The 14,084-nt window shown below is 67.0% G+C and carries 16 protein-coding genes; 6 read left to right on the forward strand and 10 right to left on the reverse strand.

Going from position 1 to position 14,084, the window contains the following annotated elements; translation table 11 throughout:
- Positions 1 to 132: 132 nt before the first annotated feature.
- The 3 genes from IB273_RS27420 to IB273_RS27430 form a co-directional block, all read right to left on the reverse strand.
- A complete protein-coding gene (locus IB273_RS27420; RefSeq protein ID WP_045213012.1) occupies positions 133 to 939 on the reverse strand; it encodes a thiazole synthase in 807 nt (268 codons plus the stop codon).
- Between the two features lie 54 nt (positions 940 to 993).
- The gene (thiS, locus tag IB273_RS27425) at positions 994 to 1,194 is read right to left on the reverse strand and encodes a sulfur carrier protein ThiS (protein WP_017520101.1); all 201 of its coding nucleotides are present in this window, start codon (positions 1,192 to 1,194) and stop codon (positions 994 to 996) included.
- A gap of 100 nt (positions 1,195 to 1,294) precedes the next feature.
- Positions 1,295 to 1,663 carry a DUF423 domain-containing protein gene (locus IB273_RS27430; protein WP_192225487.1) on the reverse strand — a complete coding sequence of 123 codons (369 nt, stop codon included), beginning with the start codon at positions 1,661 to 1,663 and terminating at the stop codon, positions 1,295 to 1,297.
- A 32-nt stretch (positions 1,664 to 1,695) separates the two neighbouring features.
- Between IB273_RS27430 and mtgA the strand changes: the two genes are divergently transcribed.
- A complete protein-coding gene (gene mtgA, locus IB273_RS27435; RefSeq protein WP_192225488.1) occupies positions 1,696 to 2,418 on the forward strand; it encodes a monofunctional biosynthetic peptidoglycan transglycosylase in 723 nt (240 codons plus the stop codon).
- On the opposite strand, the gene IB273_RS27440 is transcribed toward mtgA, so the two are convergent.
- The 5 genes from IB273_RS27440 to ftsY all read right to left on the reverse strand — a co-directional run bounded on the left by IB273_RS27440 (position 2,415) and on the right by ftsY (position 7,221).
- A complete protein-coding gene (locus tag IB273_RS27440) occupies positions 2,415 to 3,029 on the reverse strand; it encodes a hypothetical protein (protein ID WP_081519576.1) in 615 nt (204 codons plus the stop codon). The two genes, mtgA and IB273_RS27440, sit on opposite strands and share 4 nt — an antisense overlap.
- 82 nt (positions 3,030 to 3,111) lie before the next feature.
- Positions 3,112 to 3,966: an RNA polymerase sigma factor RpoH gene (gene rpoH, locus IB273_RS27445; RefSeq protein WP_045213023.1), complete on the reverse strand. Its 855-nt coding sequence runs from the start codon at positions 3,964 to 3,966 to the stop codon at positions 3,112 to 3,114.
- A 110-nt stretch (positions 3,967 to 4,076) separates the two neighbouring features.
- Positions 4,077 to 5,087, reverse strand: coding sequence for a permease-like cell division protein FtsX (gene ftsX, locus IB273_RS27450; protein WP_081519575.1), 1,011 nt, complete (start codon positions 5,085 to 5,087; stop codon positions 4,077 to 4,079).
- Positions 5,087 to 5,758 carry a cell division ATP-binding protein FtsE gene (ftsE, locus tag IB273_RS27455; protein ID WP_017520095.1) on the reverse strand — a complete coding sequence of 224 codons (672 nt, stop codon included), beginning with the start codon at positions 5,756 to 5,758 and terminating at the stop codon, positions 5,087 to 5,089. The genes ftsX and ftsE overlap by 1 nt, the downstream gene beginning before the upstream one ends.
- Positions 5,755 to 7,221 (reverse strand): signal recognition particle-docking protein FtsY, encoded by a 1,467-nt coding sequence (ftsY, locus tag IB273_RS27460; protein WP_225610315.1) that lies wholly within the window; start codon positions 7,219 to 7,221, stop codon positions 5,755 to 5,757. Before ftsY ends, ftsE begins: the two co-directional genes overlap by 4 nt.
- A 205-nt stretch (positions 7,222 to 7,426) precedes the next feature.
- Between ftsY and IB273_RS27465 the strand changes: the two genes are divergently transcribed.
- Genes IB273_RS27465 through IB273_RS27480 form a run of 4 tightly spaced genes read left to right on the forward strand, consistent with a single transcriptional unit; the run spans position 7,427 to position 11,479 of the window.
- The gene (locus IB273_RS27465; RefSeq protein WP_192225489.1) at positions 7,427 to 8,797 is read left to right on the forward strand and encodes a M16 family metallopeptidase; all 1,371 of its coding nucleotides are present in this window, start codon (positions 7,427 to 7,429) and stop codon (positions 8,795 to 8,797) included.
- Positions 8,790 to 10,313 carry a M16 family metallopeptidase gene (locus tag IB273_RS27470; RefSeq protein ID WP_192225490.1) on the forward strand — a complete coding sequence of 508 codons (1,524 nt, stop codon included), beginning with the start codon at positions 8,790 to 8,792 and terminating at the stop codon, positions 10,311 to 10,313. Before IB273_RS27465 ends, IB273_RS27470 begins: the two co-directional genes overlap by 8 nt.
- Complete coding sequence (gene rsmD, locus IB273_RS27475) at positions 10,313 to 10,921, forward strand: 16S rRNA (guanine(966)-N(2))-methyltransferase RsmD (RefSeq protein ID WP_192225491.1); 609 nt, start codon at positions 10,313 to 10,315, stop codon at positions 10,919 to 10,921. The genes IB273_RS27470 and rsmD overlap by 1 nt, the downstream gene beginning before the upstream one ends.
- A 3-nt stretch (positions 10,922 to 10,924) precedes the next feature.
- Complete coding sequence (locus IB273_RS27480; RefSeq protein ID WP_192225492.1) at positions 10,925 to 11,479, forward strand: hypothetical protein; 555 nt, start codon at positions 10,925 to 10,927, stop codon at positions 11,477 to 11,479.
- A 6-nt stretch (positions 11,480 to 11,485) separates the two neighbouring features.
- Here IB273_RS27480 and IB273_RS27485 read toward each other — a convergent pair whose 3' ends face one another.
- Positions 11,486 to 12,481, reverse strand: a complete 996-nt coding sequence (locus tag IB273_RS27485; RefSeq protein ID WP_192225493.1) for a tetratricopeptide repeat protein — start codon at positions 12,479 to 12,481, stop codon at positions 11,486 to 11,488.
- 76 nt (positions 12,482 to 12,557) lie between these two features.
- Positions 12,558 to 12,911 carry a hypothetical protein gene (locus IB273_RS27490; protein WP_081519568.1) on the reverse strand — a complete coding sequence of 118 codons (354 nt, stop codon included), beginning with the start codon at positions 12,909 to 12,911 and terminating at the stop codon, positions 12,558 to 12,560.
- A gap of 108 nt (positions 12,912 to 13,019) precedes the next feature.
- Here IB273_RS27490 and IB273_RS27495 point away from each other — a divergent pair, with 108 nt between their 5' ends.
- Complete coding sequence (locus IB273_RS27495; RefSeq protein WP_177429494.1) at positions 13,020 to 14,015, forward strand: hydrolase; 996 nt, start codon at positions 13,020 to 13,022, stop codon at positions 14,013 to 14,015.
- Positions 14,016 to 14,084 lie beyond the last annotated feature (69 nt).

The following is a 14,084-nucleotide window of genomic DNA, read 5'->3' on the forward strand; positions in this document are numbered from 1 at the left end:
ACGGTTGTCGGCGTCGGGCTGGTTCTCGGGCTGATTCTCGGGAATGTCACTCATGACTCGGACCTTGCGGGTAAATGCACGCGCGGGCCGGCTGCCTTCGGCATACCGGCCCGCGCGTCGGAATGGAAATACTTAGTTGATCAGGCCCGTCATCGGCGACGACGCGCTCGCGTACAGCTTGCGCGGCATGCGGCCGGCCAGGTAGGCCAGGCGGCCGGCGACGATGGCGTGCTTCATGGCCTCGGCCATCATCACCGGGTTCTGCGCGTGGGCGATGGCGGTGTTCATCAGCACGGCTTCGCAACCCAGTTCCATGGCGATGGTGGCGTCGGAGGCGGTGCCCACGCCGGCATCCACCAGCACCGGAACGGTGGCTTCTTCGAGGATGATGCGCAGGTTGTAGGGGTTGCAGATGCCCAGGCCAGAGCCGATCAGGCCGGCCAGCGGCATCACCGCGATGCAGCCGATCTCGGCCAGTTGGCGGGCAATGATCGGGTCGTCGCTGGTGTACACCATGACGTCGAAGCCGTCCTTGACCAGCACTTCGGCGGCCTTGAGGGTTTCGACGACGTTGGGGAAGAGGGTCTTCTGGTCGGCCAGGACTTCCAGCTTGACCAGGTTGTGGCCATCGAGCAGCTCGCGGGCCAGGCGGCAGGTACGTACGGCCTCGACGGCGTCGTAGCAGCCGGCGGTGTTCGGCAGGATGGTGTAGCGATCCGGCGGGATCACGTCCAGCAGGTTCGGTTCGCCCGGGTTCTGGCCGATGTTGGTGCGGCGCACGGCAACCGTGACGATCTCGGCGCCCGAGGCCTCGATGGCGACACGGGTCTCCTCGAGGTCCTTGTATTTTCCGGTGCCGACCAGCAGGCGGGAATTGTAGGTACGGCCAGCCAGGGTGAAGGGCTTGTCGACCGGCAGGTTGGAGTTGGTTTGGCTCATCGGATCACTCCTGAAGGAAAGGCGGGCGGGGCCTGAAAGTCTGGGAGGCGGCTGCTAGCCGCCGCCGATGGCATGCACCACTTCCACCTGGTCGCCTTCGCTCAGGGCGGTGGCGGCGTGCTGGCTGCGCGGCACGATGTCCTGGTTGAGCTCGACCGCGACACGCTTGCCGGTGAGGTCGAGACGCTCGAGCAGGTTGGCGACGCTGTGGCCGTCGGGCAGCTCGAAGGGTTCGCCGTTCAACTGAATACGCATGGGCGGGACGGTCGTTGCTGGAGGGGGTCGCATTCTAGCCCGATCGCGCCGGATGACCAAGGTTCCGGAGTGCCGCACTCGGGCTTTTCTGACGCTCGGGTCAACCCAGCCGGAAGGCCGCCACCAGCAGCAGCGCCCAGCCGATCAGGAAGAACAGCCCGCCGATCGGGGTGATGATGCCCACGCCGAGGCCGGCCAGGGTCAGCAGGTAGAGGCTGCCGGAAAACAGCAGGATGCCGACGGTGAAGGCCCAGCCGGCAAGGCTGACCAGGGTGCCGCCGATATGCGCCGAGAGCAGCGCCACGCCGAACAGCGCCAGGGCATGCAGCATCTGGTAATGCACGCCGGTCTGGAACACCGCCAGGTACTCCGGGGTGAGCTTGCTCTTCAGGCCGTGGGCAGCGAAGGCGCCGAGGGCGACACCGGTGAAACCGAAGAAGGCGGCGAGTATCAGGAAAGTACGCAGCATCGGAAAGCTCCAGACAGGTGAGTGCCGCTATAATGGCCCGCTCATCCGCCCAGTCAAAGCCTCGCATGCGCAACGTCCTCCGCCGCCTGTTCAAGATCGCGCTCTGGTTCGTCGCCATCAGCGTGGCGCTGGTCATCATCCTGCGCTGGGTACCGCCGCCGGGCACCATGGTCATGATCGAGCGCAAGGTCGAGTCCTGGTTCAACGGCCAGCCCATCGACCTGCAGCGCAGCTGGCGCTCCTGGGACGAGCTGCCGGACAGCCTCAAGCTCTCGGTGATCGCCAGCGAAGACCAGAAGTTCGCCGAACACCACGGCTTCGACGTGCCGGCGATCCAGAAGGCCCTGGCGCACAACGAGCAGGGCGGCAGGGTCCGCGGCGGCAGCACCATCAGCCAGCAGGTGGCGAAGAACGTCTTCCTCTGGACCGGCCGCAGTTGGGTACGCAAGGGCTTCGAGGCATGGTTCACCCTGCTGATCGAGACCTTCTGGTCCAAGCAGCGGATTCTCGAGGTCTACCTCAACAGCGTGGAGTGGGACGCCGGCGTATTCGGCGCCCAGGCCGCTGCCCAGCACCACTTCGGCGTCGACGCCAAGCGCCTGTCGCAACAGCAGGCCAGCCTGCTGGCGGCCGTGCTGCCCAACCCGCGCAAGTGGAGCGCCGGCAAGCCCGGCCCCTACGTGCGCCAGCGCGCCTCCTGGATCCGCCAGCAGATGTGGCAGCTGGGTGGCAGCGATTATCTCGGGCGCCTTTAAGGCGCCTCGCTGGTCTTGAGGGTATTGCGCGGCACCACCCGCACCCACTGCAGGGTGCCGTCGCGATGCAGCAGGGTCATGCCCTTCTCTGGATAGACCCAGGCCTCGCCGCCATCCACCTGCAGGCGCAGTCGCGGATCGCCCAGGCTCACCGCCAGGCGACCGACCGCCAGGTCTTCCTGCGGCGCCAGCGCCAGCTCGGAGACCGGCTTGTTGCCCAACTGGCCCATCAGCTCGGCGCTCAGCGGCTGGTCCTTGCTGGTCGGCTGCATGCCGGTGGCCTTGGCCAGGCTGGCATGCTCGGCGTCGCTCAGGGCCAGCTCCGCCTCGACGTGCCAGGGCCCCTCTTCCGTCACCAGCTTGCCGCGGTAATGCAGTTGCGGGCCGTCCTGGCTGGCAGTCAGCCACAGCTCGCCGGGCTGCTGGCCCTGCAGATCGTTCAGGGTCAGCTTGTCGTCGGCCAGCGGCTCGAAGACCTTTTCCTTCCAGTCGTTGAACCACTGCGGCGGCTTGGGCGGCGCCGACGTGCGGGCGACCCAGGAACCGAGGCCGAAGGCCAGCAGGGCGATGACCAGGAAGAACATCCCGTGGACGGGACGCAGGCGCGGCATGGGACTCTCCAGACGCTGAAGGCGGGCAGAAAAAAACCGCACCAGGGTGCGGTTCGCGACTCGCAGGGCGCGTCGAAGCCGGTCAGGCTTCGATGCGACCCTTGAGCTTGTTCATCGCGTTCTTTTCCAGCTGACGGATCCGCTCGGCGGACACGTTGTACTTGGCCGCAAGGTCGTGCAGGGTCGCCTTCTCCTCGGCCAGCCAACGCTGGTAGAGGATGTCGCGGCTGCGGTCGTCCAGGCCTTCCAGCGCCTCGTGCAGGCTGGCGGTGGAGCTGTCGCTCCAGTCCGCTTCCTCCAGCTGGCGCGCCGGGTCGTAACGATGGTCTTCCAGATAATGCGCCGGGGACTGGTAGGCGCTCTCGTCGTCGGCATCCGCCGCCGGGTCGAAGGCCATGTCCTGCCCGGTGAGACGGCTTTCCATCTCGCGGACTTCGCGGGCCTCGACACCGAGGGTTTCCGCGACGCGGTGCACTTCGTCATTGCTCAGCCAGGCCAGCTTCTTCTTCTGGCTGCGCAGGTTGAAGAACAGCTTGCGCTGCGCCTTGGTGGTCGCGACTTTCACGATCCGCCAGTTGCGCAGGATGAACTCATGGATTTCCGCCTTGATCCAGTGGACGGCGAACGACACCAGGCGCACACCCATTTCCGGGTTGAAGCGCTTCACGGCCTTCATCAGGCCGACGTTGCCTTCCTGGATCAGATCGGCCTGGGCCAGGCCGTACCCGGAATAACTCCGGGCGATATGCACGACGAAGCGCAGGTGCGCCAGAACCATTTGCCGTGCCGCTTCCAGATCTTGCTGGTAGAAGAGGCGTTCGGCCAGTTCGCGCTCCTGCTCCGGCGTCAGCAGCGGAATGCTGTTCACCGAGTGCACATAGGCTTCCAGGTTCGCACCGGGAGCCAGGGCATATACAGGTTGCAGAGAAGTGGTCATGCGAATCCTCCGATTCACGAAACTCGCGCAGTGTAGCACTGCGAAATCTGACTGCAAGCGGGTGTAAAAGTTCCTTTACACCCGCTTAACCCCTGCAAAATCAGGGGGTTTCAGCGCGGTGCCAGCTCGCGCAGGTGGCGCGCCACGGCCAGCCAGGCACCGATCCAGCCCAGCAGCACGGCACCAATAGTGAGCGACAGGCCGTCGTCGACCGGTACGCCCGCCAGCCCGAAATCACTGCCGTACAGCCCGGCCAGGTTGACCACGGAGCTGTTCAGCCAGTCCAGGCCGAAGGCCAGCAGGGCCCAGGACAGGATGCCCGCGCCCAGGCCGTACAACGCGCCCATATAGAGGAAGGGGCGACGCACGTAACCGTCCGTCCCGCCGACCAGCTTGATGACTTCGATTTCGTTACGGCGGTTTTCGATGTGCAGGCGGATGGTGTTGCCGATCACCAGCAACAGGGTCAGCACCAGCAGGAGGGTCAGGCCGAAGACGAAGCGGTCGCCCAGCTTGAGGATCGCCGACAGCCGCTCGACCCAGACCAGGTCCAGCTGCGCCTGTTGTACACCCGGCAGCTCCGACAACCTTTGACGCAAGGCATCCAGCTGGGCCTTGTCGATCTGCTTGGGCGTCACCGAGATGACCGCCGGCAGCGGGTTGTCAGGCAATTCCTTCAGCGCCTCGCCGAGACCGGACTGTTCCTGCAGCTCTTTCAGCGCATCGTCGCGACTGATCAGCTGCGCCTCGATCACATCGGGCATTTTCTCGATCTGTTCGCGCAGGTCCTGGCCCTGGGCCTCGCTGGCCTTCAGGTCGAGGAACAGGGAAATCTGTGCGGCGCGCTGCCAGGAGCCACCGAGGCGCTCGACGTTGTTCAGCAGCAGCGACAGGCCCATGGGCAGGCTCAGGGTGATGCCCATCACCAGGCAGGTGAAGAAGCTGCCGAAGGGGTGGCTGACCAGGCGGTGCAGACTGTCCATCAGGCTGGCGCGGTGGTTTTCCGCGTAGGCCGAGAGGGACGCGCTGTGGTCCTGGTGTTCGTTGTCTTCCGGGCGCTCGCGGGTGTTGCGCGTCGGGGTGCCTTCTTCGTCGCCGCGGGGCAGGTCATTGGCGCTCATCAGGCGTTCTCCTCACGATCAGCGATGATCCGGCCACGCTGCAGGGTGATCATCCGGTGGCGCATGCGCGCGATCAGTGCCAGGTCATGGCTGGCGATCAGCACGGTGGTGCCCAGGCGGTTGATGTCTTCGAACACGGACATGATTTCCGAGGCCAGGCGCGGGTCGAGGTTGCCGGTGGGTTCGTCGGCGAGCAGCAGGGCCGGACGGTGCACCACCGCGCGGGCGATGCCGACGCGCTGCTGCTGCCCGGTGGAGAGGTCGGACGGACGGTCCTCGGCCTTCTCCTTGAGGTTCACCCGGTCCAGCGCCGCTTCGACGCGGTAGGCGATGTCCGCCTTGGGCAGGCCGAGGATCTGCATCGGCAGGGCGACGTTCTCGAACACGCTGCGGTCATCGAGCAGCTGGTGGTTCTGGAATACCACGCCGATCTGCCGGCGCAGGAAGGGAATCTGCGCGGTGGAGATGCGCGAGACGTCCTGCCCGCCGAGCAGCAGCTTGCCGGAAGTGGGTCGCTCCATCGCCAGGATCAGGCGCAGCAGGGTGCTCTTGCCCGCACCGGAGTGGCCGGTGACGAACATGATCTCGCCGCGCGGCACGCGGAACGAAATCTCGTGCAGGCCGACGTGGCCGTTGGGATAGCGTTTGCCAACCTGCTCGAAACGGATCATGCGATTTCCCGGGTCTCGAAGAGTGCACGGACGAAAGCATCGGCTTCGAAGGTTCGAAGATCGTCGATCCCTTCGCCGACACCGATGTAGCGGATCGGCAGGCCGAACTGCTTGGCCAGGGCGAAGATCACCCCACCCTTGGCGGTGCCGTCCAGTTTGGTCAGGGCCAGGCCGGTGAGTTCCACGGCGTTGTTGAACTGCTTGGCCTGGTTGATGGCGTTCTGCCCGGTGCCGGCATCCAGCACCAGCAGGACTTCGTGGGGAGCCGTCTCGTCCAGCTTGCCGATCACGCGGCGCACCTTCTTCAGCTCTTCCATCAGGTTGTCCTTGGTGTGCAGGCGGCCGGCCGTGTCGGCGATCAGCACGTCCACGCCGCGGGCCTTGGCAGCCTGCACGGCGTCGAAGATCACCGAGGCGGAATCCGCGCCGGTGTGCTGGGCGATCACGGCGATATTGTTGCGCTCGCCCCAGACCTGCAGCTGCTCGACAGCGGCGGCGCGGAAGGTGTCGCCGGCGGCCAGCATGACTTTCTTGCCATCGAGCTGCAGCTTCTTCGCCAGCTTGCCGATGGTGGTGGTCTTGCCGACGCCGTTCACGCCGACCACGAGGATCACGTAGGGCTGCTTGTCGCGGGGGATGGTCAGCGGCTGCTCGACGGGGCGCAGCAGGCCGGCCAGCTCTTCCTGCAGGGCCTTGTACAGCGCTTCGCTGTCGGCCAGTTCCTTGCGCGCGACGCGCTTGGTCAGGTTCTGCACGATGGTGGTGGTGGCCTCGACGCCGACGTCGGCGGTCAGCAGGCGGGTCTCGATCTCGTCGAGCAGGTCGTCGTCGATGGCCTTCTTGCCCAGGAACAGGCTGGCCATGCCTTCGCCGAGGCTGGCGCTGGTCTTCGACAGGCCCTGCTTGAGGCGGGCGAAGAAGCCAATCTTGGCCGGTTCGCTGGCAGCAGGCCTGGCCTGCGGCTCGGATTCGGGCTGCGGAGCAGGCTCGGGTTCCGGCTGGGCGACCACGACGGGCGCTTCGGCAACGGGTTCGGGCTGAACGGGAGCGGCGACCGGCGCGGACTCTACCGGCTGCGCAACCACTGGCGCCTCGACCGGCTGGGCGACGGGCTGCGGCATTTCGGCAACGACTGGCGCAATGGGTTGCGGCTCAGATTGCGGCACGGGCACCGGCTCAGCTTGCAAGGCAGGCTGCGCCAGCGGCTCGACCGGCACGCTGGCGGGCACTACGTCGATCACGGGTTCGGGCGTCGGCTGGGCGTGCGCGACCACCGGCTCGGCCTGGACGGCGGGAGCCTGCTCGGGAGCGGGAGCCGGTTCAGCGGCAACAGGCTGTTCAGCCTGGGACTCGGCTTGCTCGGCGGGTTGTTCCTCGGCCTGGGGCTTCTTGCGCCACCAGCCGAACAGACCCTTCTTCTCCCCGGCTGGCGGGGCCTTCTTGTCGTCGTTGGAACCAAACATGTAGGGATCGAATCTCTAGGGGGCGCCACACAGGCAGGCAACAAAGAGCCAGGCAGAAAAAAGCCTCGAAACAGCTTTGAGTAGCCCTGAACGTGGCCGCCCGGAAAACGGATGGGTATCCTAGCATCTCCTCGCCCGCCGGGGTTAAGAGGCTGGCCGCCAGCCTGCATAGACCCCGCGGACAGCCCGAAAGGTTCAGTCCACGATGAAAACCCTTGCACGCCGCCATGCCGGCCTGCTGCTTGGCTCCCTGTTGCTGCCGCTGATGGCCAGCGCCGCGGAACCACAGCCCACCCACGAATACACCCTGGACAACGGCCTGAAGGTCGTCGTCCGCGAGGACCACCGCGCCCCCGTGGTGGTCTCCCAGCTCTGGTACAAGGTCGGCTCCAGCTACGAGACGCCCGGCCTCACCGGACTCTCCCACGCCCTGGAACACATGATGTTCAAGGGCAGCCGCAAACTCGGCCCCGGCCAGGCGTCGCTGGTGCTGCGCGACCTCGGCGCGGAAGAGAACGCCTTCACCACCGACGACTACACCGCCTATTACCAGGTGCTGGCCCGCGACCGCCTGCCGGTGGCGCTGGAGCTGGAAGCCGACCGCATGGCGCACCTCGCCCTGCCGGCCGACCAGTTCAAGAGCGAGATCGAGGTGATCAAGGAAGAACGCCGCCTGCGCACCGAGGACAAGCCCAGCGCGCTGGCCTTCGAGCGCTTCAAGGCCGCCGCCTACCCCGCCAGCGGCTATCGCACGCCGACCATCGGCTGGATGGCCGACCTGCAGCGCATGACCATCGACGACCTGCGTCACTGGTACCAGGCCTGGTACGCGCCGAACAACGCCACCCTGGTGGTGGTTGGCGACGTCAGCGGCGACGAGGTGAAGGCCCTGGCCGAGAAGTACTTCGGCGAGATTCCCAAGCGCGAGCTGCCCGCCGCGCGCAAACCGCTGGAACTGGCCGAGCCGGGCGAGCGCCGCCTCAAACTGCATGTGCGCACCCAACTGCCCAGCCTGATCATGGGCTTCAACGTGCCGACCCTGGGCAGCAGCGATGATTCCAAACAGATCAACGCCCTGCGCCTGATTTCGGCGATCCTCGACGGCGGCTACAGCGCGCGCCTTTCCGCGCGCCTGGAGCGCGGCGAGGAAATCGTCGCCGGCGCCTCGGCCTCCTACGACGCCTTCTCCCGTGGCGATGGCCTGTTCTTCCTTTCCGCCACGCCCAACGTGCAGACCGGCAAGACCCTCGACCAGGTCGAGTCCGCGCTGTGGAAGCAGCTGGAAGAGCTGAAGAACAACCCGCCGAGCAAGGAAGAGCTGGAGCGCGTGCGCGCCCAGGTCATCGCCGGGCTGGTCTACGAGCGCGACTCCATCGCCGGGCAAGCCAGCACCATCGGCGAGCTGGAAAGCGTCGGCCTCGGCTGGCGCCTGGCGGACAAGGACCTGGAAGCCATCCAGGCGGTCACCGCCGAAGACATCCAGCAAGCCGCCCGCACCTATTTCACCCGCTCCCGCCTGACCCTCGCCCAGGTCCTGCCGGAAGTCGCCACCGACAAGGAGCCGAGCCATGAGTGAACGCAATGGCCTGCGCTACGGCCTGGTCGGGCTGATCGTCATCGCGCTGATCGCCGGACTGGTGCTGTTCGTTTCCCGCCCCGCCGCCGAAACGGCGACAGCGGCGCCCGCCCCCACGCCAGTACCTGCACAGTCGACTGCCGCCGAAGCGGCCGCGCCCACCGGCCTGCAATCGCTGGCCGAAGCCGCCGGCAAGGCGCCCAGCCACCGCAAGCTGAACATCCAGCAATGGCAGACCGCCGAAGGCGCCCGCGTGCTCTTCGTCGAAGCCCATGAGCTGCCGATGTTCGACCTGCGCCTGACCTTCGCCGCCGGCAGCAGCCAGGATGGCGATGCCTACGGCCTGGCCATGCTGACCAACGCCATGCTCAACGAAGGCGTGCCCGGCAAGGACACCAGCGCCATCGCCGCCGGCTTCGACGACCTGGGCGCCAATTTCGGCAACGGTTCCTACCGCGACATGGCAGTGGCCAGCCTGCGCAGCCTGAGCGAGCCGACCAAGCGCGACGCCGCCCTGGCGCTGTTCGACCAGGTGATCGGCCAGCCGACCTTCCCCGAGGACGCCCTGGCGCGCATCAAGAACCAGGTCATGGCCGGCTTCGAGTACCAGAAGCAGAACCCCGGCAAGCTGGCGGGCCTGGAACTGTTCAAGCGACTCTATGGCGACCATCCCTACGCCCACTCCAGCGACGGCAACGAAAAGTCGGTGCCGAAGATCAGCGTCGCCCAGCTGCGCGCCTTCCACCAGAAGGCCTACGCCGCCGGCAACGTGGTCATCGCACTGGTCGGCGACCTGACCCGCGAGCAGGCCGAAGCCATCGCCGGCAGCGTCTCCAGGTCCCTGCCCAAGGGCCCCGCCCTGCCGGCGCCGGGCGAGCCGCAGATGCCCAAGGCCGGCGTCACCCACATCGAGTTCCCGTCCAAGCAGACCCAGCTGATGCTGGCGCAGCTGGGCATCACCCGTAACGACCCGGACTACGCCGCACTCTACCTGGGCAACCAGATCCTCGGCGGCGGCGGCTTCGGCACCCGCCTGATGGACCAGGTGCGCGAGAAGCGCGGGCTGACCTATGGCGTGTACTCCGGCTTCACCGGCATGCAGTCGCGCGGGCCGTTCACCATCGGCCTGCAGACCCGCGCCGAGATGAGCGAAGGCACCCTCAAGCTGGTCCAGGACATCGTCCGCGACTACCTCGACAAGGGCCCGACGCAGAAGGAACTCGACGACGCCAAGCGCGAGCTGGCCGGCAGCTTCCCGCTGTCCACCGCGAGCAACGCCGACATCGTCGGCCAGCTGGGCGCCATCGGCTTCTACAACCTGCCGCTGGATTACCTGGAAACCTTCCTCAGCCAGGTCCAAGGCCTGAGCGTGGAACAGGTGAAGCAGGCCATGCGCCGTCACCTCGACCCGGATGCCTTCGTCATCGTCACCGCCGGCCCCACCGTGCCGCAGCAACCGCTGCCGCCGCCCACCGACAAGCCCGCCGCACAACCTGCCGGCGTACCGGAGCACTGATGAGCAAACGACCCGGCGGCGCCCCGCGCGCCGCACAGAAGCCCCACGGCGGCCAGGGCCAGCTGCGCATCATCGGCGGCGAATGGCGCAGCCGGCGCTTCGCCTTCCCCGACGGCCCGGGCCTGCGTCCGACGCCCGACCGGGTGCGCGAAACCCTGTTCAACTGGCTCGCGCCCTACGTCCCCGGCGCCCGCGTGCTCGACCCCTTCGCCGGCAGCGGCGCGCTGTTCCTCGAAGCGCTGTCCCGCGGCGCCAGCGCGGGCCTCGCGCTGGACACCAACGGCGAAGCGGTGGCCGCCCTGCGCGGCACCCTCGACACCTTGAAGTGCGCCACCGGCCAACTGGTGATGACCGATGCCCTGCGCTACCTGGACAACCAGGCGGCGCAGCCTTTCGACCTGGTCTTCCTCGACCCGCCGTTCCACCAGGACCTGCTGCAGAACGCCTGCCGCCTGCTGGAAGAGCGCGGCTGGCTGGCCAGGGACGCCTGGGTCTACACCGAAAGCGAAGCCGTGCCCTCCAGCCTCGGCCTGCCGGGCAACTGGCGGCTGCACCGGGAGAAGAAGGCGGGCTCGGTGCATTACGCGCTGTGGCAGCGGGAAGCTTGACGGATGCCGGACGTCCTCCGCGAACACCTGCTGGCGCTGGAAGAGCGCTGTTTCGAACAGTCCGCCAGCGACTGGGCCGGCGACATTGCACTGCCCGCCGAGCTGGAACGCTTCTACCGTGAGGTCGGTCCTTACGACTGCACCCTGGACACCGCCGGCAACCCGTTCTTCATTCCCTCGCTGGCGAAGCTGTGGAAACAGCAGGCCGGCTACCGCTGGCACGGCCTGACCGGCGAGCGGCTGGCAGGATGGAGCGAGGACTGGATCGTGGTAGCGGACCAGGGCGCCGATCCCTTCATCTTCGAGAGCTCCAGCGGCCGCATCCTCTTCGACCAGCACGGAGGTCCCTGGGACCCCGCACCGATGTTCGATGACCTCTGGCAGATGACCGCCTGCCTTGCCACTTTCGCCCGAGTGTGGCGCGGCGCAGGCGATGACATCTTCGCCGAGGATTACAGCGTCAACCCGCTGTACCGCCGCGAGCTGATCGACGAGCTGACGCCGCTGCTCGGCGACGCCCGCCGCGCGCAGGACCTGGCTGACGAGTTCGGCTGGTAGCGAGCCTTACTGGCTCGCCGGCTCCGCCGCATCGACTGCCTCTGCTGCGTCGGCCGCGCTGGCTTCCACGACCTCCGGCTCAGGCGAGGCGTTATCCACAGCGCGATTGGCATGCCGGCGATCCGGCGCGCCGGAGCAATCGGCAGTGCCGGACAGCTCGCCATCCAGCGCGGCGTGGCTCCAGCTTTCCAGGCGGGTATACCAGGCCGCGTCCTCGGCCGTCTTCAGCCAGGCGATGGCTTCCGCGTCCTGCTGCTGTGCGGCCTTTTCCAGCCAGAGCCGCGCCTGCAACTTGTTCATCCCCGCGCCGGCGCCGTTCCAATAGGCCTCGCCGACCTTGAACTGGGCGCGGGCGCTGCCCCGAGTCGCCGCCTTGCAGAACCACTGGAAGGCCTTTTCGCGGCTGGCGGCGTAGCGGTCCAGCAGGGCGGCTTCTTCGTCGCTGGCGGCGTCGTAGACTCCCTGCGAATCGTCCAGGTAGAACCAGCCCAGGTTGGTCTCCGCGTCTTCGCTGCCGGCCTTGGCCGCGCGCTCGAACCAGGTGCCGGCCTTGATCCGGTCCTTGTCGACGCCTTCGCCGCTCCAGTAGAGAACGCCCATCTCGTTCTGTGCGCCGGCATCGCCCTGCTCAGCCGCCCTGGCGAACCAGCGCGCGGCTTCGGCCTTGTCCTGCGGACCACCGTCGCCGTCGCGATAGAGCATGGCCAGCTGGATCTGCGCGCGGGCCAAGCCGGCCTCGGCAGCCTTGCCCCACCATTTGCGCGCACCGGCGTAGTTCTGGTGCTGATAGAAGTAGGCACCGAGATTGAACAGGGCCTGCGGCTCGCCCGTCTTCGTGGCCTGGTGCAGGCGGGTGAATTCCGCGAACAGCTCTTCGGCACGTGGATCACTCTGCTCGGTGCTGGACACCTCATCGCTGAAATCTGAAGAAGCGCCATCGGACCATGCCAGGGACGGCAAGGCCAGAGAGAGCGCAGACAGAAACAGCCAACGGCTGAACATAGGGGACAATCCTCATGTCGATTGAATCGGTCGGCCGTCCAGGGCCGACTCCTTGATAATGAAGGCTCAGCAGCCCTCAGATGGACTTGCCGACATCGACGGTGCTGGTGCGCACCAGTTCCACGCCGTCGACCACCATCTTCCATTGGCTACCGTCCTGATAGGGTGGTTTCGAGACCTTGAAGTGCGTATCGAAGGGACCGAAGCCCACGGTGAAGCCGTCGGCTTCGTAGCTCTTGATCGGTGCCTCGATGGACCTCGACGTGCTGCCCGCCACCCGTTTGTAGGCGACGCGGCCATCCGCCGTCACCAGCAGGCTCATCTGCGGCGCGGTCCACAGGCCGACGTAGGAGCGGTGCTCCTGCGGCACCGGTTCGCCGCACGCGGCCAGCCACACCAGCAGGCTCAACGCCGCGATTTTCTTCCACATTACATCCCCTCCTTTGCGTGGGTTTTCCTGACGACGGAGGCATGAGGCATCCATCGCACGGCCGACTTGGCGTTACTATCACGATTCGTCGGCCCCATTCGATCCGTGATGACTATACCCTCCCCGTTCAAACCCGCCTGGTGGCTACCCGGCCCGCACCTGCAAACCCTGTATGGCTCGCTCGCACGCAAGGCGCCCAGCCTCGAGCGCACGCGCGAGCGCCTGTGGCTGGAGGATGGCGACTTCATCGACCTCGACTGGCACGGCCCGCACGAGGCGGATGCGCCGCTGGTGCTGGCGCTGCACGGGCTGACTGGCTCGTCGTCCTCGCACTACATCCTCGGCGTGCAGCAGCAGCTGGCGGCGCAAGGATGGGCCAGCGTCGCGCTGAACTGGCGCGGCTGCTCGGGCGAGTCGAACCTGCTGCCGCGCGGCTATCACTCGGGCGTCAGCGAAGACCTCGCCTCGGTGGTCGCCCACGTCCGCGCCAAGCGGCCGATGGCGCCGCTCTACGCAGTGGGCTATTCGCTGGGCGGCAACGTATTGCTCAAGTACCTGGGCGAAGCCTCGGACAGCTGCCCGCTGAAAGGCGCGGTAGCGGTGTCGGTACCCTTCCGCCTGGACCAGTGCGCCGACCGCATCGGCATCGGTTTCTCCAGGGTCTACCAGGCGCACTTCATGCGCGAGCTGGTGGCCTACGTGCAGACCAAGCGCCAGGCCTTCGCCGCCGGCGGCCACGCGGAAAACCTCGCCGCGCTGGAACGCCTCGGGCCGCTGGACGGCATGCGCACCTTCTGGGACTTCGACGACCGGGTGACTGCGCCCCTGCACGGTTTCGCCGACGTGCACGATTACTACCGGCGCGCCTCCAGCCGCTATTACCTGGGCGGTATCCGCGTGCCGACGCTGATCATCCAGTCCAGCGACGATCCGTTCATCCACGCCCACAGCGTGCCGCAGCTGGACGAGCTGTCGGCTTCGACGCAGATGGAGTTGCTGCCCCATGGCGGCCATGTCGGCTTCATCGGCGGCTCGCCCGGGCGCCCGGACTATTACCTGGAGCGGCGCATCCCGCAGTGGCTGCGCGAACGGCGGGAAGCCTGACTGCGCTGGGTCAGCCCCTGGACGCGGGAATGAGGCAGACTGAAGGTGCACCAGGAAGGAAACGCCAGA

Origin of the sequence: Pseudomonas sp. PDM19, from assembly GCF_014852215.1 — a bacterium.
Taxonomy (GTDB): domain Bacteria; phylum Pseudomonadota; class Gammaproteobacteria; order Pseudomonadales; family Pseudomonadaceae; genus Pseudomonas.

Coding starts and splice junctions, on each gene's coding strand:
- IB273_RS27420 (WP_045213012.1), bottom strand. CDS start 939: ATGAGCCAAACCAACTCCAACCTGCCGGTCGACAAGCCCTTCACCCTG.
- thiS (WP_017520101.1), bottom strand. CDS start 1,194: ATGCGTATTCAGTTGAACGGCGAACCCTTCGAGCTGCCCGACGGCCAC.
- IB273_RS27430 (WP_192225487.1), bottom strand. CDS start 1,663: ATGCTGCGTACTTTCCTGATACTCGCCGCCTTCTTCGGTTTCACCGGT.
- mtgA (WP_192225488.1), top strand. CDS start 1,696: ATGGCCCGCTCATCCGCCCAGTCAAAGCCTCGCATGCGCAACGTCCTC.
- IB273_RS27440 (WP_081519576.1), bottom strand. CDS start 3,029: ATGCCGCGCCTGCGTCCCGTCCACGGGATGTTCTTCCTGGTCATCGCC.
- rpoH (WP_045213023.1), bottom strand. CDS start 3,966: ATGACCACTTCTCTGCAACCTGTATATGCCCTGGCTCCCGGTGCGAAC.
- ftsX (WP_081519575.1), bottom strand. CDS start 5,087: ATGAGCGCCAATGACCTGCCCCGCGGCGACGAAGAAGGCACCCCGACG.
- ftsE (WP_017520095.1), bottom strand. CDS start 5,758: ATGATCCGTTTCGAGCAGGTTGGCAAACGCTATCCCAACGGCCACGTC.
- ftsY (WP_225610315.1), bottom strand. CDS start 7,221: ATGTTTGGTTCCAACGACGACAAGAAGGCCCCGCCAGCCGGGGAGAAG.
- IB273_RS27465 (WP_192225489.1), top strand. CDS start 7,427: ATGAAAACCCTTGCACGCCGCCATGCCGGCCTGCTGCTTGGCTCCCTG.
- IB273_RS27470 (WP_192225490.1), top strand. CDS start 8,790: ATGAGTGAACGCAATGGCCTGCGCTACGGCCTGGTCGGGCTGATCGTC.
- rsmD (WP_192225491.1), top strand. CDS start 10,313: ATGAGCAAACGACCCGGCGGCGCCCCGCGCGCCGCACAGAAGCCCCAC.
- IB273_RS27480 (WP_192225492.1), top strand. CDS start 10,925: ATGCCGGACGTCCTCCGCGAACACCTGCTGGCGCTGGAAGAGCGCTGT.
- IB273_RS27485 (WP_192225493.1), bottom strand. CDS start 12,481: ATGTTCAGCCGTTGGCTGTTTCTGTCTGCGCTCTCTCTGGCCTTGCCG.
- IB273_RS27490 (WP_081519568.1), bottom strand. CDS start 12,911: ATGTGGAAGAAAATCGCGGCGTTGAGCCTGCTGGTGTGGCTGGCCGCG.
- IB273_RS27495 (WP_177429494.1), top strand. CDS start 13,020: ATGACTATACCCTCCCCGTTCAAACCCGCCTGGTGGCTACCCGGCCCG.